At 69.6% G+C, this 23,864-nt stretch carries 21 protein-coding genes; 8 read left to right on the top strand and 13 right to left on the bottom strand.

Features of this window, described 5'->3' with window-relative positions:
- Positions 1-129: 129 nt before the first annotated feature.
- From SSP24_RS26920 to SSP24_RS26905, 4 genes are all read left to right on the top strand, one after another.
- The gene (locus tag SSP24_RS26920; RefSeq protein WP_141312294.1) at positions 130-966 is read left to right on the top strand and encodes a DUF4097 family beta strand repeat-containing protein; all 837 of its coding nucleotides are present in this window, start codon (positions 130-132) and stop codon (positions 964-966) included.
- 74 nt (positions 967-1,040) lie between these two features.
- Positions 1,041-2,432 (top strand): coiled-coil domain-containing protein, encoded by a 1,392-nt coding sequence (locus tag SSP24_RS26915; protein WP_141312293.1) that lies wholly within the window; start codon positions 1,041-1,043, stop codon positions 2,430-2,432.
- 134 nt (positions 2,433-2,566) lie between these two features.
- Positions 2,567-3,151 carry a DUF4383 domain-containing protein gene (locus SSP24_RS26910; protein ID WP_141312292.1) on the top strand — a complete coding sequence of 195 codons (585 nt, stop codon included), beginning with the start codon at positions 2,567-2,569 and terminating at the stop codon, positions 3,149-3,151.
- 9 nt (positions 3,152-3,160) lie between these two features.
- Entirely contained in the window at positions 3,161-3,382 is a 222-nt protein-coding gene (locus SSP24_RS26905) for an FmdB family zinc ribbon protein (RefSeq protein ID WP_141312291.1), read from the top strand.
- A gap of 33 nt (positions 3,383-3,415) precedes the next feature.
- Here the strand turns inward: SSP24_RS26905 and SSP24_RS26900 are convergent, their stop codons facing one another.
- Positions 3,416-4,060, bottom strand: a complete 645-nt coding sequence (locus SSP24_RS26900; RefSeq protein ID WP_174864718.1) for a response regulator transcription factor — start codon at positions 4,058-4,060, stop codon at positions 3,416-3,418.
- Positions 4,051-5,145, bottom strand: a complete 1,095-nt coding sequence (locus SSP24_RS26895) for a sensor histidine kinase (protein ID WP_229865141.1) — start codon at positions 5,143-5,145, stop codon at positions 4,051-4,053. The genes SSP24_RS26900 and SSP24_RS26895 overlap by 10 nt, the downstream gene beginning before the upstream one ends.
- A gap of 177 nt (positions 5,146-5,322) precedes the next feature.
- Here SSP24_RS26895 and SSP24_RS26890 point away from each other — a divergent pair, with 177 nt between their 5' ends.
- On the top strand, positions 5,323-6,135 hold the full coding sequence (locus SSP24_RS26890) for a DedA family protein (RefSeq protein WP_167529717.1): 813 nt from the start codon (positions 5,323-5,325) through the stop codon (positions 6,133-6,135).
- 44 nt (positions 6,136-6,179) lie between these two features.
- On the opposite strand, the gene SSP24_RS26885 is transcribed toward SSP24_RS26890, so the two are convergent.
- The 3 genes from SSP24_RS26885 to SSP24_RS26875 form a co-directional block, all read right to left on the bottom strand.
- Positions 6,180-6,992, bottom strand: coding sequence for an HAD family hydrolase (locus SSP24_RS26885; RefSeq protein ID WP_141312288.1), 813 nt, complete (start codon positions 6,990-6,992; stop codon positions 6,180-6,182).
- Positions 6,992-9,913, bottom strand: coding sequence for a phosphoribosyltransferase (locus tag SSP24_RS26880; protein ID WP_141312287.1), 2,922 nt, complete (start codon positions 9,911-9,913; stop codon positions 6,992-6,994). Before SSP24_RS26880 ends, SSP24_RS26885 begins: the two co-directional genes overlap by 1 nt.
- Positions 9,914-10,068: 155 nt before the next feature.
- Positions 10,069-11,238, bottom strand: a complete 1,170-nt coding sequence (locus tag SSP24_RS26875) for an HpcH/HpaI aldolase/citrate lyase family protein (RefSeq protein ID WP_141312286.1) — start codon at positions 11,236-11,238, stop codon at positions 10,069-10,071.
- Positions 11,239-11,447: 209 nt separating this feature from the next.
- On the opposite strand from SSP24_RS26875, the gene SSP24_RS26870 reads away from it, so the two are divergent.
- Positions 11,448-12,335: a TerD family protein gene (locus SSP24_RS26870; RefSeq protein WP_141312285.1), complete on the top strand. Its 888-nt coding sequence runs from the start codon at positions 11,448-11,450 to the stop codon at positions 12,333-12,335.
- 57 nt (positions 12,336-12,392) lie between these two features.
- On the opposite strand, the gene SSP24_RS26865 is transcribed toward SSP24_RS26870, so the two are convergent.
- The 6 genes from SSP24_RS26865 to SSP24_RS26840 all read right to left on the bottom strand — a co-directional run bounded on the left by SSP24_RS26865 (position 12,393) and on the right by SSP24_RS26840 (position 16,993).
- The gene (locus tag SSP24_RS26865) at positions 12,393-13,130 is read right to left on the bottom strand and encodes a TerD family protein (RefSeq protein WP_141312284.1); all 738 of its coding nucleotides are present in this window, start codon (positions 13,128-13,130) and stop codon (positions 12,393-12,395) included.
- 191 nt (positions 13,131-13,321) lie between these two features.
- A complete protein-coding gene (locus SSP24_RS26860) occupies positions 13,322-14,458 on the bottom strand; it encodes a DUF475 domain-containing protein (RefSeq protein ID WP_141312283.1) in 1,137 nt (378 codons plus the stop codon).
- A 162-nt stretch (positions 14,459-14,620) separates the two neighbouring features.
- A complete protein-coding gene (locus tag SSP24_RS26855; RefSeq protein WP_141312282.1) occupies positions 14,621-15,196 on the bottom strand; it encodes a TerD family protein in 576 nt (191 codons plus the stop codon).
- A gap of 101 nt (positions 15,197-15,297) precedes the next feature.
- Complete coding sequence (locus SSP24_RS26850; protein ID WP_141312281.1) at positions 15,298-15,873, bottom strand: calcium homeostasis/redox stress adaptation protein; 576 nt, start codon at positions 15,871-15,873, stop codon at positions 15,298-15,300.
- A gap of 113 nt (positions 15,874-15,986) precedes the next feature.
- Positions 15,987-16,445 carry a peroxiredoxin gene (locus SSP24_RS26845; RefSeq protein WP_141312280.1) on the bottom strand — a complete coding sequence of 153 codons (459 nt, stop codon included), beginning with the start codon at positions 16,443-16,445 and terminating at the stop codon, positions 15,987-15,989.
- A 110-nt stretch (positions 16,446-16,555) separates the two neighbouring features.
- Positions 16,556-16,993 (bottom strand): DUF3052 domain-containing protein, encoded by a 438-nt coding sequence (locus SSP24_RS26840; protein WP_167529716.1) that lies wholly within the window; start codon positions 16,991-16,993, stop codon positions 16,556-16,558.
- Positions 16,994-17,378: 385 nt separating this feature from the next.
- On the opposite strand from SSP24_RS26840, the gene aceE reads away from it, so the two are divergent.
- Positions 17,379-20,126, top strand: coding sequence for a pyruvate dehydrogenase (acetyl-transferring), homodimeric type (aceE, locus tag SSP24_RS26835; protein ID WP_141312278.1), 2,748 nt, complete (start codon positions 17,379-17,381; stop codon positions 20,124-20,126).
- A gap of 72 nt (positions 20,127-20,198) precedes the next feature.
- The gene (locus SSP24_RS26830) at positions 20,199-20,942 is read left to right on the top strand and encodes a potassium channel family protein (protein WP_141312277.1); all 744 of its coding nucleotides are present in this window, start codon (positions 20,199-20,201) and stop codon (positions 20,940-20,942) included.
- A gap of 624 nt (positions 20,943-21,566) precedes the next feature.
- Here the strand turns inward: SSP24_RS26830 and SSP24_RS26825 are convergent.
- Both SSP24_RS26825 and SSP24_RS26820 read right to left on the bottom strand, forming a co-directional pair.
- A complete protein-coding gene (locus SSP24_RS26825; RefSeq protein WP_141312276.1) occupies positions 21,567-21,872 on the bottom strand; it encodes a small hydrophobic protein in 306 nt (101 codons plus the stop codon).
- Between the two features lie 271 nt (positions 21,873-22,143).
- Positions 22,144-23,763 (bottom strand): MFS transporter, encoded by a 1,620-nt coding sequence (locus SSP24_RS26820; RefSeq protein ID WP_141312275.1) that lies wholly within the window; start codon positions 23,761-23,763, stop codon positions 22,144-22,146.
- Positions 23,764-23,864 lie beyond the last annotated feature (101 nt).

Genomic DNA, 23,864 nt, shown 5'->3' with positions numbered 1-23,864 from the left:
ACCCCGGATCCGGGAGTGGTCCGGATCCCCTGGTGGAGGCCGGGTCCGTACCGTCGAGGAGTCGCCTTCCCCGCCGATTCCGGCCCTTACGGGAGGCATGCCACAGCCTGCCCCAGGGGGAGATCCGTCATGGCCCGTACCGTTTCCGCTCCCGTGTCCGCCCGCGCCGCCACCATCGCCGGTGCCGTCGTGGTCGTCGTCGCGGGTGTCACCGGCTGCGGTGCGGCCGCCGGGGACGACCAGGAGCCCGAGCGGCAGTCCTTCCCGCTGCAGGGCTCCACCCTCACCATCGACTCCGACGACTCCGCCCTGGAACTCATCGCCACGGACGCCAACCCCAAGGGCCGTATCCAGGTCACCCGCTGGTTCGAGGGCTCGGTCGTCCTGGGCGAGGACCCCAAGGTGACCTGGGCCATGGACGGCGACCGGCTGGTGCTACGTCTGAAGTGCTCCGGCTTCGTCGCCGACTGCTCGGCCAAGCACCGCATCGAGGTGCCGCGCGGCGTCGCCGTCGATGTCAAGGACGGCGACGGCAGCGTGCGCGCCCGTGGCTTCGAAGATGCGCTGAACATCCGTACCGGCGACGGATCCGTCCGCGTCAACGACACCACCGGCGCCGTGAAGGTCCACACCGGCGACGGTTCCGTCCACGTCGATGCCGCCACCGGACCGCTTGACCTGCGCACCCAGGACGGTTCCATCCGCGCCGACGTCACCTCCCGCCAGGTCCGCACCCACACCGCCGACGGCTCCACCCACCTCGAACTCGGCGCCGTACCCGACCTGGTGGACACCCGCAGCGGCGACGGCTCCGTCACCGTCTCGGTGCCCCGGGCCACCTACCGCGTGTCCACCGACACCGGCGACGGCGCGGTCCAGGTGTCCGTGCCCCGCGACGACTCCAGTCGGCACGTCGTCTCCGCCCGCACCGGCGACGGCAAAGTCACGGTACGAACAGCGAACTAACAGCCCCGTGTGTTCGTCCTTAACCGGTGGGAGAATGACACCGGGCAGGGCGGATGACAGCACGGGAGAGGGATGTGACGGCGACACCACCTCAGCCGGACTCGCCGTCGATGCCGCGTGCGCACCACTCACCCCGGGTGCCCACCGCGATACGTGACACCCTCACCCTCCTCTCTCTGCCGCTGGTCGCCGCCCTAGTACTGCCCGCCGCGTTCGCCGGTGGCGGCACCCGGCGCTGGTTCGGCGGGCGTGCCGAGAGCCAGCGTGCCGAGGCGCAGGCCGCGAAGGACGCCGCCGCGGCCGCGTTCTACGAACTCGACACCGCCCAGCGCGATCTGCGCATCTCGATCGAGACCATCGCGGCCGTCGACGACTCCCCCGCCGCCCGCCGCGCCGCCGCCGACTTCGAGGCGCTCGGCCGCCGCATCGACGAAGCCAGCCACCGCTACATCAACGCCGTCGACGCCCACGACCTCGACCGCGACGACCTGGAGGCCTCGGCCGCCGCCCGCGCCCGCACCGAGCTCACCCAGGCCAAGGACGAGCTGGGCCGGGTCAAGCAGGACCTGGACCGCTTCGCCGACGGCCTCGGCCCACTGCTCGGCAAGGCCGAGACCCAGCTCGCCCGCCTGGCCCCCGCCGTCGAACGCGCCCGCCAGTCCCTGCTCGCCGCCTCGAACGCCCTGGACGCCGCACGAGCATCAGGGCTGAAGGCGGACGACCTCGCCGCCCGTCTCGCCGCCCTCGCCCCCGAGCTGACCAAGCTGAACCAGGGCGCCGGCCAGCACGGCGTCCCCCAGACCCTGGAACGGGCCGAGCGAGTCGCCCGGGAGGCGGAGGCCATCCGCGCGGAGGCCAAACGGCTTCCCGAGAGGGCGGCCGAGATCGACCGCCGCCTGGTCTCCCTGCGCACCCGCGCCCAGGCCCTGACCACCCGCGCCGGTCAGGTCGAACCGGTGCTCAGCGAGCTGCGGCGGCGCTTCACGGTGGCCTGCTGGCAGGACCTGCAACGCGTCCCCGAGCAGGCCGCGGAGAGTGTCCGCCAGGCCGAGCTGAAGCTGACCGAGGCCCAGACGGCGCGCCAGGCCCAGCGCTGGCCCGACGCGACCTCCCTGCTGTCCACCGCCCGGGCCCTGCTGAACTCCACCGACGAGGCCGTCTCGGCCGCCGGCGACCGCCTCAAGCGGCTGAACGCCGTCCAGAAGGACTCCCAGCAGGAAATCGAACGGACCCGGTTCGCCATCCGGGACGCCCAGCGCCTCGCCATGGCCGGCCGCAACACCCCCGATCCCCGTCACGCCCGCCCCTTGGACGACTCCGTCGGCCGACTGGAGCGCGCGATCGCCACCCTGGACGGCCGCCACCCCGACTACTGGCACTTCCTGACCGAGATGGAAGCCGTCCGGCAGACGGTGGCCCGTGTCGTCGCGCAGATCCGGGAAGAGCGCGGAACCACCGCCCACTGACCCACCCGATTTGCCCGCGCTGAGCTGGGCCGAAGCCCGGATGTCACCTCCTTGTGTTGCCCACCCGGGCTGGGCGGGCAGATATTGAAGAGAAAGGGACGCACGGCCTCCGCTATCGCCCTTAGGGAGGCGACATGGCCACACACGCAGCGCACGGGGGAGAACGGCGGCGGATCCGGTTCGACGAGCATCTCCCCGTCGACCACCGCCTGAACCAGGTCTACCGCTTCGGCGCCGGACTGATGGGTCTGGTGCTGATCGCCTTCGGCATCCTCGGTCTGCTCGGCAAGGTCGGCTTCTTCGACACCCGCGGTGACCAGGTCGCGGGCCTCAACACCAACGGCGCACTGAGCGTCCTGTCGATCTGCGTGGGAGTGCTCCTCTTCGTGGGCATGGTGATCGGCGGCAACCTCGCCTCAACGCTCAACATGGTGGTCGGCATCGCCTTCATCCTCAGTGGCTTCGTGAACCTGGGGCTCCTGGACACGGACTACAACTTCCTGGCCTTCCGCATCCAGAACGTGCTGTTCAGCTTCGTTTTCGGTGTGGTCCTGATGTTCTTCGGGATGTACGGCAGGGTCGGCTCGGCCCTGCCCCACGACAACCCCTACTGGCGTGCCCGCCACCCCGACCTGATCGAGCCCGAGCCCCGCGAGCAGGGCCGTGGACCGGCGGTGGCGCTCGACGAGTCCCGACGGCCGCCGGAGGACACCCGTTAACCTGTGGGTATGCCTCGCTACGAGTACCGCTGCCGGACCTGCGGCGACACCTTCGAACTGAGCCGCCCCATGGCCGAGTCCTCCGCCCCGGCCACCTGCCCCACGGGCCACGACGACACGGTGAAGCTCCTGTCGACCGTCGCGGTGGGCGGCTCGGCGTCGGCCCCGGCACCGCGCGCGGGCGGCGGGGGTGGCGGTGGCGGGTGCTGCGGTGGGGGTTGCTGCGGCTGACGCTGCCGGCGTCGCTAGAGATCACCGCCCGCCTCAGGTCCCCAAGTAGCGCAGCACCGCCAGCACTCTGCGCGAGTAGCCCTCCTCTCCCGTCAGTTCGAGCTTGTCGAAGATCGAGTTGATGTGTTTCTCGACGCCGCTGCGGGAGATGTGCAGGCGCTCGGCGATCGCCGCGTTGGTGTGCCCCTGCGCCATCTCGGCCAGCACGTCCCGCTCCCGGGCGGTGAGCCGGCCGAGCAAGTCGGTGTGCTTGCTGCGGCCCAGCAACTGCCGCACGACCTCGGGGTCGAACGCCGCCCGCCCCCGCGCCACCCGCTCCAAGGCGTCGAGGAACTCGTCGACTTGGACCACCCGGTCCTTCAGCAGATACCCCACCCCCTCCGACGCGCCCGTCAGCAGCTCGGTCGCGTACCGCTTCTCGACGTACTGCGACAGCACCAGCACCCCGACCCCCGGCCAGCGCTCCCGGATCTCCAGCGCAGCGCGCAGCCCCTCGTCACTGTGCGTGGGCGGCATCCGGACGTCGGCCACGACCACGTCGGGCTGCTCCTCCGCGACGGCCTTGAGCAGCAGCTCCGCGTTGCCGACCGCGGCCGGCACCTCGTGCCCCTCCTCGGTGAGCAGCCGTACCAGGCCCTCTCTCAACAGCGTCGAGTCCTCCGCAAGGATCACCCGCATGGCAGCTCCGCGGTGACGAGCGTCGGACCGCCCGGCGGGCTGATCACATTCAGGAGGCCGTCGAGGGCGGCGACGCGACGCGCCAGCCCGAACAGGCCGCTGCCCTTCGGATCCGCCCCGCCACAACCGTCGTCCTGGACACACACGTACAAGAAACCGTCCTCCGTTCCAACTCGCACGACTATTCGGCTCGGCGCAGCGTGCTTGACCGCGTTGGTGACGGCCTCGCAGACGACGAAGTACGCCACGGTCGCGGCCGTCTTGTCCGGCTCCTCCTCCAGGTCGCACTCGACCAGCACCGGCACGGACGACCGCTCGGCGACCGTCTCCAGGGCCGCGCTCAGACCCGCCTCATCCAGTGCGGTCGGATATATACGCCAGGCGACGTCCCGCAGCTCCCCGAGCGCCTGCCGGCTCTCGTCGTGGGCCTGCCGCAGCAACCGGTCCACATGCTCGGCCTCTCTGCTGCGCAAGGCCCGGCCGAGCAGCATGCCGAGGGCGACCAGACGCTGCTGCACGCCGTCATGCAGGTCGCGCTCGATGCGGCGCCGTTCGTCATGCACGGCGTCGACCACCGCTGCGCGACTCTCGGCCAGCTCGACAATCCTCCGCTCCAGCTCGTCCTGATGGCTGGGTCCGAGGATGCGCTGCGCCAACTGCCGCTCCAGCTCGGCGACTCCGAATATCCCCTGTACCGCGAGGAACAGCAGGAAGAGCCCGCCGAGAGTGCCGATGGCCACCGATCCCGGATGTGTGACGTCGACCAGCAGCCAGCCGTACGTCCAGAAGGTGCCGTAGGCGACGCCGAACACGACCGACAGCATCACGATCGCGCCCAGGACGCCGAGGGCCCAGCGCACGGAGACATATCTGAGAGCGCGGGCGTCCTCGTACGCGGGTGCGACGGGATATCCGAGCCAGATTCTGATCCGGGCCCGCTCCAGCTCCGCCAGTCTTCGCGCGCCCGCGAACACCGTCCTGAGCACGGCATGTCGGCCGCGCGGCCAGGCCAGCACGGGGAGCAGGGCCAGTCCGGACAACGCGGCGAAGGGCAGCTCGACGGCGGCCGTGGCGGCTCCCGTCATGAGTCCGACCCCGCACCGCGTTCCACGTCGTGCCACATCTCGCATGATCGCCACGCTAGCCGGGCGGCGAGGCGGTGCACACTGCGGAAAACCGCAATTCCGGGCTGCGGTTGACCGCACGGCATCGTGTGGTCTTCCTCAGGGTTTCTTCAGCTTCGGTTTTCTAGCGTGATCGTCATGACAGCCATCGCCGCGCAGACGGCACCACAGTGGATCAACGAACTCATGGACACTCTCGGCGCACCCGGCGCCGGACTCGCGGTAGCACTGGAGAATCTCTTCCCGCCGCTGCCCAGCGAGGTGATCCTGCCGCTGGCCGGGTTCGCCTCCAGCACGGGACGTATGAATCTGTACGCCGCGCTGATCTGGACGACGGCCGGCTCGGTGATCGGCGCGCTCGCGCTGTATGGCGTGGGGGCGCTGCTCGGCCGTGACCGCACGCTGGCGATAGCGGCGCGGCTGCCGCTGGTGAAGGTCGCGGATATAGAGAGGACAGAGGCCTGGTTCGCCAGGCACGGGACGAAGGCCGTGTTCTTCGGGCGGATGATCCCCATCTTCCGCAGTCTGATATCGGTCCCGGCCGGGGTTGAGCGCATGCGCCTGCCGGTGTTCCTGGGCCTGACGGCACTGGGCAGCGCGATCTGGAACACCGCGTTCGTCCTCGCCGGATACGCGCTGGGCGAGAAGTGGACCGAGGTGACGGCCGTGGTCTCCACGTACTCAAAGGTCGTCCTCGCCGCGTCCGCCGTGGCGGTCGTGGCCTTCATCGGCATACGGCTGCTGCGCCCTGGCGGCGGCGCGAGGAGGCGGGGTCGCGGTGGTGGGTCGGGGGCGGTTTCGGCGGGGGGTGCGGATACGGACGGGGGTGCCGGCGGGACAGCAAGTGCGGATCGGGGGACCGGCGGGATAGCAGGTGCGGACAGGAACGCAGGCGGGATAACGGAGCCGCGCCCCTGGCGGACCCCGTCCGTAACGGAGCCGCGTCCCTAACGGAGCCCCGTCGCCGGCTTCGCCCCGTCGTCGGCGCCTCGTCGCTACGGGCGATCCCCCGACGCGCGTAGGAACTCACGCAGGATTCGTTCGCCCGCCAGTACGCCCCGCTCGGGAAGGGAGGTGATATCGGGGGCGGTCCAGCCGCTGTCGGCCAGTTCGCCGTGGCTCGGGCGCCAGCCCTTGTCCGCGGCGAGCAGGAGGTCGGCGTCGAGGAGGGAGTCGCCCGCGGCGAGAGTGAGGTCGGCGCCGGTGCGGCGGGCGACCTCGTGCACGGCGGCGCTCTTGGTGAGCGGCTTCGGCACGGCGTAGATCTTGCGGCCCTGGAGGGAGACCGTCCAGCCGCGGTTCTCCGCCCACACCGCCAGCTCCTTCACCCAGTCCTGGGGCAGCAGTTCGCGCTCGACGACGAGGTAGGCGAAGAGGTCGTCGGCGACCCGGTGCTTGCGCACCCAGACCGGGTCAGCGGCCCTCAGCAGGTGTTCCTGCACCTCGGCCAGCGACGCGCACTCGTCGGCCAGCCGCGCCGTGACGCTCGCGTGCCAGTCGTAGTCGGAGACACCGTCCACCAGCAGGTGCCCGCCGTTGGCGCAGATCGCGTACTTCGGTGTGGGGCCAGGGAGATTGATGCGGAGGTACTGCTTGCGGGTGCGGGTCGTGGTCGGCACGAAGACCGCGGCGTCGGCGAGGTCGGTGAGCAGTCCCGCCGCCGTCTCGGTCATGTACGACAGCGGCTTGCTCTCGTGCACTTCGACACACAGCAGCCGGGGCGCTCGCGCGTCCGGCATGGTCAGCGACAACGCAGCGGAGGAGTAGATGAGCGTACGGTCGAGGTCACTCGCCACCAGCACCGGCATCAGACAGCCACCGCCTTTCCGTCGGCGCCCGTCGCGCCACGCGTGTACTTGGGATGGATCAACCCCACGCAGGTGTAGGGGAGTTCGCCAACCTCCTCGACCGGCACGCCGCGCTGCTCGGCCAGCAGCCGGACGTGGTCGAGGTCGGGGCCCGCCCCGGCCCGGGCCAGGATCTTCCAGGGCACGCGGCGCAGCAGCACGCGGGTGGTCTCGCCGACGCCGGGCTTGACGAGGTTCACGTCGTGGATGCCGTACTCCTCACTGATGCGCTCGACGGCCGCCCAGCCCTCCCAGGTGGGGGTGCGGTCGGCGGACAGCAGTTCCTTGGTGGCCGTGTCCACGGCGTCGGTGACCTCGTCGAAGCGGGCGGAGATGGCGTCGAGGAAGGCGGTGGAAACGTCGGCGCCGGCGAGTTCGCGGTAGAACTTCGCACCGTGGAAGTCGTGCGGGCCGACCAGGTCGGCGCGCAGGACCGTGCGGGATATCAGGCCGGACACTGTGGAGTTGAGGCAGGCGGACGGGATGAGGAAGTCCTCGCGGGTGCCGTAGGTGCGGACGCATGAGCCGGGGTCGGCGAGTACGGCGATCTCGGGGTCGAATCCGGTGACGCCCTCGGCCTCCTCGAATTCGCGCAGGGCAGCGGCGAGTTCGCGGGTGATGGCGCCCTTGCCGGTCCAGCCGTCGACGAAGACGACGTCGCGCGGGTCGTGCCGGTCGGCCAGCCAGCGCAGCGCGTTGGCGTCGATGCCGCGGCCGCGCACGATGGACACGGCGTAGTGCGGCAGGTCGAGGCCGTGCCGGTGCTGGGCCCAGCGGCGCATCAGGACACCGACCGGGGTGCCGGCGCGGGCGAGGGAGACCAGGACGGGGCGGGGGATGCGGGTTCCCCCGCTCGATCGAAGCCGAGAGTGAGGGAGCTCGGCCAGGACGGTCTCGGTCACGACGCCGACGGCGTGGGCGATGCGGGCCGCGGAGGTCTCCAGGGCCGCGTGGAACAGCGCCTGGTACTGCTCGCTGGGCTGGTACTCGACGGGCAGCGACTCGGCGTAGTGCGCGCCGCCGCTCTGGATCGCCTCCTCGCGCTCCTCGGTCGGCGCCTCCAGGGTCACGTCCGACAGGTCCTGGAGCAGCCAGCCGACCTCTTCGGGCGCGTAGCTGGAGAAGGCGGGGCCGCGAAGGGGCTCGGGCAGCATGGCGGGCCTTTCGGGGGCGGGCGAGGCCGCGGGGACGTATGACGGGACGACCGCGAGCAGGATGTGCGGGGTGTGCTGCGCGAGCTGGGCGAGGAGACCGTCGGGGGCGTGCAGGGCGGGAGTGTCGGCGGTGGAGTCGACGACGGCGACCACGGCGTCGAAGGTGCCACCGGCGACGTTGTAGGCGTAGCGCTTACCGGGGCCGTCGGCGGGGTTGTCGTGGGCCGGGAAGACGAGGCGGGTGCGGATGGCGTAGCCGGGGTCGTCGACGGCGAGGACGGGAGAACGGGTGGTCGTGGAGAAGCGGATGTCCGCAGGAGAGACGAGGTGCTCCAGCTCGCGGGCGAGGCGTAGCGGGGCGTACATCAGCTCCTCGCAGCCGAGGACCAGCACACGTCGGGCCCCGGGCGGCAGCGCCTCGGCGAGACGGGCGCCCATGGCGGGCAGGGCCGTCTCCAGACGTCTGCGATGAGCGGCGGTAAAGCCATGCCGGCCACCGTCGGGCACCCCGACGGGCCAGCGCAGATCGACCCGCGTGACCCACCCGCGCTCGGCCACCACCGGCCCGCCCTGCTCGGCCCCGGCCACGTCGGCACCGGCGCCGGCGCCGGCGCCGGCGGATTCTGCCGCGGTCACCACGGCACCGGCCGAACCGGCCCCGGCTACGACAGCACCGGCCGAATCTCCCCCGGGCACGACGGCACCGGCCGAATCTGTCGCGGTCATCACGGCACCGGCCGAACCGGCCCCGGCCACCACAGCACCGGCCGAATCTCCCCCGACCACCACTGCATCCGCCGGATCCGGCTCCCCCACAACCGACGCAGACGGCTCAGGCTCAGTCACCCCAGCGGCGGCGTGCCCAACCTCGCTCACGCCCGCCGAGGCCTGCCCAACCCCTGCCACCCCAACCGCACCCCACTCATGCGCGGCGACCAACGCCTGCCCCTTCTCCAGCACCCCGTCCGGCAGCCGTACCGTCCCCCGCGCTGCCGTGACCAGGTCGATGCGGGTGGCTATCTCGGTGGCGAAGTCGGTCAGGCGGTTCTGGTCGGCGGTGGAGCGCATGTCGACCAGGGCGACCACGACGTACCGGTCGCGGGGGTAGCGCTCGTGGAGGGCGCGGATGGTGTTGAGGATGGTGTTGCCGGTGGAGAACTCGTCGTCGACCAGGACCAGCGGGCCGTCCCCGGAGAGGAGGTTCGGGTCCTCGGGCAGGAGGAGGTGGGACGTGGCGTGCGAGTGGGACTCCTCGAAGCCGCCGGCCCGGGCGACGCCTGGTACGGGACGGCGAGTGGAGTGGAGGTAAGGGGCCTGGCCGAGGCCGTCGGCGACGGCATGGCCGAGACCGGTGGCCGTCTCGGCGTAGCCGACGACGACGGCGGAACGCGCCCCGGCGGCGCCCAGCAGCTCCCGCACCCTGCGCCCGAGGGCGAAGCCGGAGCCGTACACGACCGACGGGGACTGCGGGACGTGCTTGCCGAGCACGTTCGACACGAGGAGGTGGGCGCGCTTGGGGTTGCGCCGCAGGGCGAGACCGAGGAGGTCGGTGAGGGTGTCGTCGCCCAGGAGTTCGACGCCGAGCCGCTCGGCGACCCAGCTCCCGGACCAGATCCCGCGGCTCTGGCCGACCCGGTTGGCTCCGGTGGCTCCGTTGACTCCGTTGACTCCGGTGGCTCCGGTGGCTCCGGTGGCTCCGGTGGCTCCGTCGTTCACTGCCTTGTCCATGCGTTCCTTGTGTTCAGCGGTCTTCAGCGGTCTTCAGCGGTCTTCAGCGGTCTTCAGCGTGTTCAGCGTGTCCAGCCGAGTTCGGCGGTCTTCAACCATCTTCGGCGGCGTTGACTGTGGTGGGTGGCGTTCGCCGTTGGGATGCTGTACGGCGTTCAGCCGGGGATCCCCGCGGCGAGCAGTTCCACGAAGCCGATGTCCTCGTTGGCGACGCCGAAGACCTCGGCGCGCAGCAAGGTCCGCTCGGCCCAGGCGCGGTGTGGCTTCACCTCGTTCATCTTGTTCGTGTACGCCGACCTCAGCACTCCGCCGCCCAGCCGTTCCGGCCGCAGGATGTCCTGGGCGTCGCTGAACTCCTCGTGACTGACGACCGACAGCGCGTGCACGGGCAGGACGTGCGAGGGGTGGATGCAGGTCTTGCCGAGCAGACCGTTGGCCTGGTCCAGCGTAATCTCCCGCAGGAGCCCGTCCATGGCGTGCTCGATCAGGGCCTCACGGAGTTCCTCGGCCTGGCCCTCCAGGAAGGGGCTGCGCCGCAGCTGAGGCTTGAACATACGTTCCTGCACGCGGAAGTACTCCCAGACCGGCCCGGTCACCGTGAATCCGGTGCCGTCGGCCCGCCCCAGCATGTTCACCACGTCGGCGATCACGGAGGCGACGATCTGGACGTCGTACGCGGTCATGTCGGGGGCTCTGCGCAGCCCGTACGACGAACAGAAGTCGGTGACGCCCAGCCGCAGCGCCAGCACCCGGTCCCGGTACTTGTTGACGGCCCGGAAGATGCCCTCCAGGGTCTCCACCCGGGACTCCCGGTACAGCAGCTCGGGGGACTCCAGGACCGGCATGGCGAAGAGTCGCCGTCCGCTGGCCGTCTCGGTGAGGGCGAGGGCCTCCAGGAAAGGGATGCCGCGCTCCTCGGTGAACTTCGGCAACACGAATCCGGACAGCAGCCGGACGGCGGGGCCGAGGCGGCGGACCAGGTCGGGGATTTGTTCGGGTGTGCGGACGCGGATGAACAGCAGGGGGAGGTCGGCGCCGGAGGTGCGCTCGGCGAGGTCGGTGAACTGGCGTACGAGGTTCTCCTCGCCGGCCGGGACGTCCCCGTCGCCGATCGAGTCCTCCAGGCACAGGACCATCGAGACCACACCGCGGCCGGTCTGCTTGACGATGTCCTCGGCGAGCCGCGGCCTGGTGGCCGGGCTGTACAGCGTGGCACCCAGGGCCGCGGAGAGCAGCCGGGCCGGAGAGTCGGCCGTGAACTCGCACGGCTCCCGGTGGAAGAGGCGCTGCCGCACCTCAGGGGCGATGTGCCCGAAATGACGCATATGGCTTCCCCGTGGTGTTCGAGCGGCCTGGGTTCCGGCTGAAGGTGGCCGGTAATAGTACGTAGAAGTCCATGTCATGGGTTCCCGCCAGGCATGAATTTCAAGTAACGCAGGGATGGGCAGCGCTGTCTTGACGGCGCTGCGGGGCGGGTCCGGGACCTGCCGACCCCGCGTTGTCGTGAGCAGGACCGAGAGGGCAGGATGACCGCATGACGCACGCGATGTTGAAGGGGTCGAACGTCCCGCTCGAAGCCACGACGGTGCGCGCCGTGCTGCGCTGGACGCCCGGGCAGGGGGTCCCGGATGTCGACGCCTCTGCGCTGCTCCTCGGCCCCGACGGTCGTGTGCGCTCCGACGAGGACTTCGTCTTCTACAACCAGCCCCGGCACCCCTCCGGGAAGGTGTGGCGGCTCGGCAAGAAACGCGTTGCCGAGGGCCTGACCGACACGATCCAGACGGATCTGTCCGGTGTCGAGTCCGACGTCAGCCAGATTCTTCTGGTCGCTTCGGCGGACGGGGTCACGTTCGATCACGTACGGTCACTGCGCATCATGCTGTACGACGCGGCGGCGCCCGAGGGGGAGCCGCTGGCGTACTTCGAGGTCAAGCCGGAGACCGGGCAGGAGACCGCGCTGATCTGCGGGGAGCTGTACCGCCGTGGGGAGGGGTGGAAGTTCCGGGCCCTCGGGGAGGGGTATTCGAACGGGCTGAAGGGGCTGGCCACCGACTTCGGGATCTCCGTGGACGAGGCGGAGGCCGCGGAGGGGGAGTCTTCGGCCGACGCCGACGGTACGTCCGCCGCTGCTCAGGCGGGGCCCGAGGTGTCGCGGCCGCTGCCGCCGGAGCAGCCGACGGCGGTTGTGCCGCAGCAGACCGCGCAGCCGGCGTACGGCTATCCACAGCCGCAGCAGCCCGCGGCGACGCAACCGGCGTACGGCTACCCGCATCCGACCAGCCAGCCCGCCTACGGCTACCCGCAGGCGGCACCGCCGACCGCCCAGTCCGGGTACGGCTACCCGCCGCCAGTGCCGGTGCCGACGGCCCCGGATCCCGACTTCCGGCTGCCGCCGCAGGGGCCCCAGTTCATCGGCCGCTAGCACCCACGCCCTCAGCGGCACGCGACCTCAGCGGCACGACCACCCCAGGGCGCCCCTTCACCGCTGCGACTTGACCTTGTGCCCCCTCCCCCACTGCAACCCCCACCCGTACAACCGGTCCAGCTCCGCCTGGAAGCCGTAGACGAACTTCACCTCGCGCCGCACCCACACCTCGTTCTTCACGTTCTCGATCATCACGACCGCGCAGGAGCGGGCCTGCGGGTGGCGTTCGTCGAGGTGGATCTCGATGCGGGGGCCGTTGCTGGGGTAGAGCGTGACGATCGCGTGGGTGCGGTCGAACGCGGGGGTCTGGTCGTAGATGTAGACGAACACCAGTAGGCGCTTTATCGCCTCGCGTTGGTCGAGGTTGACGTAGATCGTCTCACCGGACGCCGAGCCGAACCGGTCGTCGCCGCTGAGTTTGACGTACGGCGGTGCGTTGACGTCGCCGAAGTAGCCGCCGAGCGGCTGTACGACGCCCTTGGTGCCGTCCTGGAGCTCGTACAGGCAGCCGAGGTCGAGGTCGACGTTGACCATGCTCTGGCTGTGGCCCAGGACCTCCGGTGGCTTGAGGGCCTTGAAGGGGTGCCGCAGCAGGCTCTCCCGCTGGGGCCCGCCGATGTCGGAGCTGCGCATCCGCCAGGTCAGGTTGATGCGCAGATTCCCGGTCGCCGCCCCCTGTTTGTTGAGCGACACCTGGCTGTGCCGCTTGGTCAGTTCGATCGCGTTGCTGGCCGCGCTGCCCGAGTCGAACTCGGCCGTGCGCCCGCGCCAGAGCCCGTCAAACAAGCCCATTCCCGCCCCCAGACTCCCCACTCACCGTGCCGTACCCGACAACACCGACGGGCGGCCTTCGTGCCGTACCCGACAACACCGACGGGCGGCCTTCGTGCCGTACCCGACAAACACCGACGGGGCGGCCTTCGAGGACATCACGTCATCCTCGACGGCCGCCCCGCACAGAGCGTTCCTCACCCGGGCGGGCGTCACACCCCGGACGAGACCTCAGTCTTGTCGTCCGAGCCGGCTTTTCCCTCGGCGGCCGCCAGCGCGCGGTTGCGGCGGACGGAGGACCAGAAGGACCAGGCGATCAGGACGACACCGATCAGACCGGTGATGAACTCGGAGATCTCGTACTGGATGGTGACGAGCAGGATCACCGCGAGCGCACCGATGGCGTAGTGCGCGCCGTGCTCCAGGTAGACGTAGTCGTCGAGGGTGCCCTGGCGGACCAGGTAGACGGTCAGCGACCGGACGTACATGGCGCCGACGCCGAGGCCGAGGGCCATCAGCACGATGTCGTTGGTGATGGCGAACGCGCCGATCACGCCGTCGAAGGAGAAGGACGCGTCCAGGACCTCCAGGTAGAGGAACATGAAGAACGCGGCCTTGCCTGCCAGCAGCATGACGGGCTTGCCGGTGCGCTTGGCCTCTTCCTCCTGCTCGTGCTCGCGTTCCTCTTCTTCCTCGAGCTTGTCCTCGAAGTAGCCGGAGAGACCGCCGACGATCATGTACGTGATGAGGCCGGCGACACCGGAGAGGAGCACCGTCGCCGACTTGTCCGCGGGCCCGGCGTGCAGGTGGGCATGGGTCGCGAAGGTCATCGCGGTGACCAGCAGGACGATCAGGGCGATGCAGACCGACAGCATGTCGACCTTGCCGAGCTTGGCCAGCGGGCGCTCCAGCCAGCCCAGCCACTTGATCTCCCGGTCCTCGAAGATGAAGTCCAGGAAGATCATCAGCAGGAACATGCCGCCGAAGGCCGCGATCGCCGGGTGGGCGTCGGTGACCAGCTCCTGGTAACGCTCCTTGTCGGTGAGCGCGAGGTCGACGGCCTCGATCGGCCCGAGCTGCGCGCTGACGGCGACGATGACGACCGGGAAGATCAGCCGCATGCCGAAGACGGCGATCAGGATGCCGATGGTGAGGAAGATGCGCTGCCAGAAGGCGTTCATCTTCTTCAGGATCCCGGCGTTGACCACTGCGTTGTCGAAGGACAGCGAGATCTCGAGGATCGACAGGATCGCCACGATGCCGAAGGCGGTCCACCCCCCGTAGAAGACCGCCGCGACGAGGCCGAGCGCGGTGACCGCGAACGACCAGCCGAAGGTTTTCAGAACCACTGGCTACCCAATCCTCTGTGTACGGGGCTCCCCCGCGTGTGTACGGGGCTCCCCCGCGCCACGCTCGGCTTTACGAAAGTTTGAACCGAAGTCTAGTCGGCCGTGCCCAGCGGCCTACGCGGCCCCGGCTTTTGCTCATATCGCGCCAGGAGACGTCTCGTGCTATGAGACGTTGACGCCGAAGTCCAGGGCGATGCCCCTCAGCCCCGACGCGTACCCCTGTCCTACCGCCCGGAACTTCCATTCTCCCTGGTAGCGGTAGACCTCGCCGAAGATCATGGCGGTCTCCGTGGAGGCGTCCTCGCTGAGGTCGTAGCGTGCGAGTTCCTGGCCGTCGGCCTGGTTCACCACGCGGATGAAGGCGTTGCTGACCTGGCCGAAGGTCTGGCCGCGCTCGTCCGCCATGTGGATCGAGACCGGGAAGACGATCTTGTCGCACTGGGCGGGCACCTTGGAGAGGTCGATCAGGAGCGACTCGTCGTCGCCGTCCCCCTCACCGGTGAGGTTGTCACCGGTGTGCTCCACCGAGCCGTCCGGGCTCTTGAGCTGGTTGTAGAACACGAACCACTCGTCGCCGAGCACCCGCCCGCTGCTGCACACCAGGGCACTGGCGTCGAGGTCGAACGGGGCTCCGGTGGTGGAGCGCGCGTCCCAGCCGAGCCCGATCATCACCTGTGTGAGGTTCGGCGCGGCCTTGGACAGGGAGACATTGCCCCCCTTGGCGAGCGTGACGCCCATGATGCTGGTCCTCCCCTGGGTGCTGCCTGATGTGGTTGTCCTGCGCGTCCGGCGCCGCACGCAAACGTGCGGCGCCGGACGGGCGGAGCGGACACGACGGCTCAGACGTTGACGCCGAAGTCCTGCGCGATGCCGCGCAGACCCGAGGCGTACCCCTGGCCGATGGCGCGGAACTTCCACTCCGCGCCGTGCCGGTACAGCTCGCCGAAGACCATGGCGGTCTCGGTCGAGGCGTCCTCGGAGAGGTCGTACCGCGCGATCTCGGCGCCGCCGGCCTGGTTGACGACGCGGATGAACGCGTTGCGGACCTGGCCGAAGGACTGCTGGCGGTTCTCGGCGTCGTAGATGGACACCGGGAAGACGATCTTCTCGATGTCGGTGGGGACGCCGGCCAGGTTGACCTTGATCTGCTCGTCGTCGCCCTCGCCCTCACCGGTGAGGTTGTCGCCGGTGTGCTCGACCGAGCCGTCAGGGCTCTTGAGGTTGTTGAAGAAGATGAAGTGCTGGTCGTTGCTGACCTTGCCGGAGTTGTTCAGCAGCAGCGCGCTCGCGTCGAGGTCGAAGTCCGTGCCGGTCGTGGTGCGCACGTCCCACCCCAGACCGACGATGACCGCGGTCAGGCCCGGGGCCTCCTTGGTCAGCGATACGTTGCCGCCCTTGCTGAGGCTGACTCCCACGAGTCCTCCATTGGTGTCCGGGGGCGGGGTGCCCCGTCGTGCGTTGGTATCGGATCAAACGAGTCGATCCTAGTGACGGGTTCCCGGCCGTCCCAGGCCTTGGGACCGAACAATCACAGGGTGTCGAGCGCCTTGACGTACTCGTTCAGGTCACGGGCGTCCGGCAGGCCGTTGACCACGGTCCAGCGGACCACGCCCTCCTTGTCGATGACGAAGGTGCCGCGCACCGCGCAGCCCTTGTCCTCGTCGAAGACGCCGTACGCGCGGCTGACCTCGCCGTGCGGCCAGAAGTCGCTGAGCAGCGGGTATTCGAGGCCCTCCTGTTCGGCGAAGACACGCAGGGTGTGGATGGAGTCGTTGGAGACGGCGAGCACCTGGGTGTCGCGGCCCTCGAACTTCGGCAGGTTGTCCCGGACCTCGCACAGCTCGCCGGTGCACACGCCGGTGAAGGCGAAGGGGTAGAAGAGCAGCACCACGTTCTTCTCGCCGCGGAAGTCCGAGAGCTGCACGGCCCGGCCGTGGTTGTCCTTCAGCTCGAAGTCGGGGGCCTTCTCGCCGACCTGGATCGCCATCGTCGTCCCTTCGGTGGGGCTGTTCGGGTGGACACCCACCCTACGCAGCGAGCACCGACGGCCGACGGACGGGCTGACCTCGGTCAGCCCGTCCCACGTTCAACGAACGGTCACCGCTTGGACTTCGCGGCCTTCGGCGTCGCCAGGCGGCTGCCGCTCCAGTCCTTGCCGACGCTGACGCTCTTGGACGCGGTCAGCCCGGCCGTGGTCGCGGCTTCCGAGATGTCGCTCGGCTCCACGTACCCCGACCGGCCGGTCTTCGGCGTGAGGAGCAGGATCGCGCCGCCTTCCTCGATGTACGTGGTGGCATCCACCAGCGCATCCGTCAGGTCGCCGTCGTCGTCACGGAACCACAGCACAACGGCGTCGGCCACGTCGTCGTAGTCCTCGTCCATGAGGTCGCCCTCGATGGCTTCCTCAATGGCCTCGCGGAGCTCCTGGTCGACGTCGTCGTCGTAGCCGATCTCCTGGACCACCTGCCCGGGCTGGAACCCCAGCCTGGCGGCAGGGTTCGTCCGCTCCTCCGCGTGGTCCGCGGTCGCGCTCACGGGTTGCCTCCTGATCATGTCTTGGTGAATTTCTCAGCCACGCGCGTGCGCGAAGCATTGGCCGTAGTCCACACGGGCGGGGCGGATCGCGCAAGTACCCGGCGTTTCAGACCGCCGAAACGGTGACGATCCGGGCCGTGTCGCCGCAACTCCAGGCATGCCGTCCGCACCGATGGTGACGTACACCACACCTATCTGCCCCGTATGCCCGTTTGGGAATCATCCCTGGGTACGAGATTCGAACGGCTCTGCACGCAGAGCCGACCAAGGAACTTCGTTACCTCTCGGTAGAGGTGACGATTGGAGCCCCGAGGTACACGATGGGGAACGGTGCAGGCATACCGCAAACCCTCGATAATCGGCCCTCTGACAGGTAAGGAACAGCGTGGCTTCCGGATCCGATCGCAATCCGATCATCATTGGCGGCCTTCCGAGTCAGGTTCCTGACTTCGATCCCGAGGAGACCCAGGAGTGGCTCGACTCCCTCGACGCCGCCATCGACGAGCGCGGCCGTGAGCGGGCCCGCTATCTGATGCTGCGCCTGATCGAGCGGGCCCGCGAGAAGCGCGTGGCCGTGCCCGAGATGCGCAGCACGGACTACGTCAACACCATCCCCACCAAGAACGAGCCGTTCTTCCCGGGCAACGAGGAGATCGAGCGCAAGATCCTCAACGCGACCCGCTGGAACGCGGCCGTGATGGTCTCCCGCGCCCAGCGCCCCGGCATCGGCGTCGGCGGCCACATCGCCACGTTCGCCTCCTCGGCCTCCCTCTACGACGTCGGCTTCAACCACTTCTTCCGCGGCAAGGACGAGGGCGACGGCGGCGACCAGGTCTTCTTCCAGGGGCATGCCTCACCGGGCATCTACGCGCGCGCGTTCCTGCTCGACCGCCTCTCCGAGCAGCACCTGGACGGCTTCCGGCAGGAGAAGTCCAAGGCGCCGTACGGCCTGTCCAGCTACCCCCACCCGCGGCTGATGCCGCAGTTCTGGGAGTTCCCGACCGTGTCGATGGGCCTCGGCCCGATCGGCGCGATCTACCAGGCGCGGATGAACCGCTACATGCACGCGCGCGGGATCGCGGACACCTCGAAGTCGCACGTGTGGGCGTTCCTCGGCGACGGTGAGATGGACGAGCCGGAGTCGATCGGCCAGCTGACCATCGCCGCCCGCGAGGGCCTGGACAACCTCACCTTCGTCGTCAACTGCAACCTGCAGCGCCTCGACGGCCCGGTGCGCGGCAACGGCAAGGTGATCCAGGAGCTGGAGTCGGTCTTCCGGGGCGCCGGCTGGAACGTGATCAAGCTCATCTGGGACCGCACCTGGGACCCGCTGCTGGCGCAGGACCGGGACGGCGTGCTGGTCAACAAGATGAACACCACGCCGGACGGCCAGTTCCAGACGTACGCGACCGAGACGGGCGCCTACATCCGCGAGCACTTCTTCGGCGACGACCACCGGCTGCGCGCGATGGTCGAGAACATGACAGACCACCAGATCCTGATGCTGGGCCGTGGCGGTCACGATCACCGGAAGATCTACGCGGCGTACAAGGCGGCCGTCGAGCACAAGGGCCAGCCGACGGTGATCCTGGCCAAGACGATCAAGGGCTGGACGCTCGGCCCGAACTTCGAGGGCCGCAACGCCACGCACCAGATGAAGAAGCTGACGGTCGACGACCTCAAGCGCTTCCGGGACCGCCTGCACCTGCCGATCTCCGACCAGGACCTGGAGTCCGGCCCTCCGCCGTACTACCACCCGGGCCGGGACTCGGAGGAGATCCAGTACATGCACGACCGCCGCAAGTCGCTCGGCGGGTACGTCCCCACGCGCGTCGTCCGCTCCCAGCCGCTCGCGCTGCCGGACGACAAGGCGTACGCGACCGTGAAGAAGGGCACGGGCCAGCAGTCCATCGCGACAACCATGGCCTTTGTCCGACTGCTCAAGGACCTCATGCGGGACAAGGAGATCGGCAGGCGGTTCGTGCTGATCGCGCCGGACGAGTACCGCACGTTCGGCATGGACTCCTTCTTCCCGAGCGCGAAGATCTACAACCCGCTGGGCCAGCAGTACGAGGCCGTGGACCGGGATCTGCTGCTCGCGTACAAGGAGTCGCCGACCGGGCAGATGCTGCACGACGGCATCTCCGAGGCCGGCTGCACGGCCTCGCTGATCGCGGCGGGCTCGGCGTACGCCACGCACGGCGAGCCGCTGATCCCGGTGTACGTCTTCTACTCGATGTTCGGTTTCCAGCGCACCGGCGACCAGTTCTGGCAGATGGCCGACCAGTTGGCGCGTGGTTTCGTACTGGGTGCGACCGCGGGGCGTACGACGCTGACCGGTGAGGGCTTGCAGCACGCGGACGGGCACTCGCAGTTGCTCGCCTCGACGAACCCGGGCTGTGTGGCGTACGACCCGGCGTTCGCCTACGAGATCGCGCACATCGTGCGGGACGGGCTGCGCCGGATGTACGGCGGGACGCCGGAGCACCCGCACGGCGAGGACGTCTTCTACTACCTCACCGTCTACAACGAGCCGATCCAGCACCCGGCCGAGCCGGAGAACGTGGACGTCGAGGGCATCCTCAAGGGCGTCTACCGGTTCAGCGAGGGCACGTCGGGGTCGATTCCGGCGCAGATCATGGCGTCGGGTGTGGCGGTGCCGTGGGCTGTGGAGGCGCAGCGTCTGCTCGCCGAGGAGTGGAACGTACGGGCCGATGTGTGGTCGGCGACCTCCTGGAACGAGCTGCGGCGGGAGGCCGTGGCGTGCGAGGAGCACAACCTGTTGCATCCGGAGGAGGAGCAGCGGGTGCCGTACGTCACACGGAAGCTGAGTGGTGCGGAGGGGCCGTTCGTGGCCGTTTCCGACTGGATGCGGTCGGTTCCGGATCAGATCGCTCGGTGGGTGCCGGGGACGTACCAGTCGCTGGGGGCGGACGGGTTCGGTTTCGCGGACACCCGTGGGGCGGCTCGTCGCTTCTTCCACATCGACGCTCAGTCGATCGTGGTGGCGGTGCTGGCCGAGTTGGCGAAGGAGGGGAAGGTGGATCGGTCGGTGCTGAAGCAGGCGATCGACCGGTACCAGCTCCTTGACGTCTCGGCGGCGGATCCGGGGGCCGCGGGCGGCGACGCGTAGCCGTAGGCCGGTGGACGCGAGGGCGGTGGGGCCTGGCCTCGCCGCCCTTGTGCGTTTCCTTACGATGCGGGCATGAAGGAGCAATCGGCGCAGGTGCGGTGGGAGCGGCGTACCCAACGGCCGCTGTTGGTGCTGGCCGTGGTGTTCGCCGTCGCGTATGCGGTGCCGATCGTGGACAGTTCGGCGGGGCGGACTCTGACGGCCGTTTGTCTGGTCGTGGAGTGGGTGGTGTGGGGGGCGTTCGCGGGCGACTACGCGGTGCGGCTGTGGTTGGCGCCGGATCGGCGGTATTTCGTACGGCGGAACTGGGTGGACCTGTGTGCGGTGGTGCTGCCGTTGCTGCAGCCGTTGCGGTTGCTGCGGCTGGTGTCGACGCTGCTGCTGGTGGGGCGGCGGGCGCGGATGGCTTCCCAGATCCAGCTGACGACGTATGTGGCCGGCGCGGTGGTGGGGCTGCTGATGTTCGGGTCGCTGGCCGTGCTGTCGGTGGAGCGGGACGCGCCCGGCGGGAACATTCGGACGCTGGGTGATGCGGTGTGGTGGTCGTTCACGACGATGACGACCGTGGGGTACGGGGATCATGCGCCGACGACCGGGGTGGGGCGGTTGCTGGCGGTGGGTTTGATGCTGTCGGGGATCGCGCTGCTGGGTGTGGTGACGGCGAATATCGCGGCGTGGTTCATTGCGCGGTTCGAGATGGATGATGCGGAGGAGCGACGACAGACGGAGGCCATTGCGGCGCTGACGGAGGAGGTACGGGCGTTGCGGGCGCAGGTGGCTGCGTTGTCGGGGCCGAGTGAGGAGCGGCAGCGCTAGAGCGGGTGCCGTGCGCTGCGTTGTGGGGGTTGGTTGCGCAACCGGCGCTGAAGGGGGGCCGGCGTCGCGCTGTGGGGGTCGGGTCGCTCGCCCGCGCTGGCGGGGTGCCGCTGCGCCCCACCCGTGCCGCCCCAGCGGCACGACTGCCCGCAGCTGCGCGGGCTTCACGCACAGGCCCAACCGCCGCAACCGCGCCGGTTCGCCGCCACCGCTGCCGGACGGGCCGCCGCCCCAGCGGCACGACTGGCCACAGCTGCGCGGGCTTCACGCACAGGCCCAACCGCCGCAACTGCGCCGCTTCACCGCCACCGCTGCCGCGCGGGCCGCCACACCAGCGGCACGATTGCCCGCAGCTGCGGGGAGTTCACGAACGGGCACACCGCCGCGACCGCGCCGATTCACCGCCACCGCTGCCGCGCGGGCCGCCACACCAGCGGCACGATTGCCCGCGGCTGAGGGGGTTTTGCGAGCGGGCACGCTGCCGCAGCTGCGTGGGCTTTGCGGCCAGGCACGGCTGGCGCAGTCGCGCGCGCTTTACGACCAGGCGGAACCGCCCGCCGCGGGGTCACCCACGTGAGTGGGGCCCCCGGCCGTGTGCCGGAGGCCCTCCTCACTCCCCCCGGTTCAGAACAACCCGTAGCCAGGAGTTGTCGCCCCCGTCAGCCGGATGAGGGCCAGGAGGGTGTCTATCGTGCCCAGGACCAGGGCTGTCAGGGCCGGGAGCGAGCGGGTGCTCGTCCAGGTTCGGCCCATCGCGAGCCAGCCGCAGGCGATGGCCACTGGGCCCAGGATGATGCCCAGTACGAAGAAACCGGCGATCGCACAGATGGCGCCGATGATCCCGAGTTGCGCGCGATCCGGCCCGGTCCGTGACCACCTCCGGCCACGTGAGCGGGGGTACCTGCGCGTTCCTTGCCCGAAGCCCGCCATCAACTCATCAACTCCCTGAACCTCGCGGTTCGTTCGGGTCGATCGATGTGGCGGGTACCCCCGCTGCCGTTTCCATGCCTGACGGTCTGTCGGCGCGCCGCCCCCCTCCGGCAGCGCGCCGCAGCCCCGGCCGCCCTCGTCGTCGTACGAACTTGCCACAGGAACATGCCGTACGGAGGGCTTGACCCACTGTGACCTGCGACGCGTGCCGGGTGGGAGGGATCCTCGCGACTGTCACCCTGATAGGTGAGTTCCCGTCAGGTGTACGCCGCTAGATGTGCGCCGCTCCCGCGCCCGCCTCCGCGTTCTCCCCGCGCTTCGTCAGGAAGGCGACCAGCACCGCCACCGCCGCGACCCCGGCCGCGACCAGCGACGCCAGGCTCATGCCGGAGATGAAGGTGTCGTGGGCGACGTCGGTGATCTTCCCGGCGATGGCGTCCGGCGTGCCCGGCGCCACCGGCGCGGCACCCTGCTGGACCGCTTCGGCGGCCTGCGCCTCCTGCTCCGGGGTCAGCGGCGGAAGCCCCGCCTCCGCCCAGTTGCCCGGCAGGTCGCTGTCCACCTTGGAGGCCATCACGGCGCCCAGCACGGCCGTACCGAGGCTGCCGCCGATCTGCATGGCCGCCTGCTGGAGACCGCCGGCCACACCGGACAGCTCCATGGGCGCGTTGCCGACGATGACCTCGGTGGCACCCACCATGACCGGCGCGAGGCCGAGGCCGAGCAGGGCGAACCACAGCGACATGACGCCGCTGCCGGTGTCCGTCTCCAGCGTGGACATGCCGTACATGGCGAGCGCGGTGCACGCCATGCCGAGGGCCAGCGGCAGCCGCGGGCCGAACTTGGTGATCATCGCGCCCGCGAGCGGCGAGCCGACGATCATCATGCCGGTGAGGGGCAGGAGATGAAGGCCCGCGTCGATCGGGCTCATGCCGTGCACGTTCTGCAAGTAGAACGTCACGAAGAACAGGCCGCCCATGAACGCGATGGCCATGAGGACCATGAGCACGACACCCGCGGAGAGCGGGATCGAACGGAACAGGGCGAGCGGGATCAGCGGCTCGCGGACCCGCTTCTCCCAGAAGGCGAAGAGCGCGAAGCCCACGACCGACGCGACTATGAAGGTCCACGTCTGGCCGTCGCCCCAGCCCCATTCGGGCGCCTTGATGAGCGCCCAGACCAGGCAGAACATCGCGCCCGACAGCAGGGCGATGCCGAGGATGTCGAAGGAGCGCGGGGCGTTCTCCGCGCGGTGGTCGGTGAGGATCAGCAGGCCCAGGACGACGGCGAGGATGCCGACCGGCACGTTGATGAAGAACACCGACTGCCAGTTGACGTGCTCGACCAGCACACCGCCGAGGATCGGGCCACCGGCGGTGGAGGCACCGATGACCATGCCCCAGATACCGATGGCCATGTTGAGCTTCTCGGCCGGGAAGGTGGCCCGCAGCAGGCCCAGCGCGGCCGGCATCAGCAGGGCGCCGAACAGGCCCTGGAAAACCCGGAAGACGATGACCGCGGCGATCGAGTCGGACAGGCCGATCGCCCCGGACGCGGCGGCGAAGCCGACCACGCCGATCAGGAAGGTCTGCCGGTGGCCGAAGCGGTCACCGAGCTTGCCCGCGGTGATCAGGGAGACCGCGAGGGCGAGGAAGTAGGCGTTGGTGATCCACTGGACCTCTGCCAGATTGGCCTTCAGGTCGGTGGCGATGGCCGGGTTGGCGATGGCGACGATGGTGCCGTCGAGGGCCACCATCATGACGCCCACGGCGACGGTGATGAGGGTGAGCCAGGGATGGCCGCGCAGGCCCTTGACCGGCGTGGGGTCCGACGGGGTGGCGGGTGCCTTGTCCCCCGGCCCCGTCTTGTCGATGGTGGTCTGACTAGTCATGCGATCGAGGCTAATGACAGCCTCTGACAGTTGACAAACCAATTCACAAGTCGGTAACTGTCACGACACTCACATATAGCCTGATCAGGCAGAACAGTTCG

It is taken from the genome of Streptomyces spinoverrucosus (genome assembly GCF_006539505.1).
GTDB classification, from domain to species: Bacteria; Actinomycetota; Actinomycetes; order Streptomycetales; family Streptomycetaceae; genus Streptomyces; species Streptomyces spinoverrucosus.
Note: the sequence above shows the minus strand (reverse complement) of the source record. Positions and strands in the feature narration are given on the sequence as shown.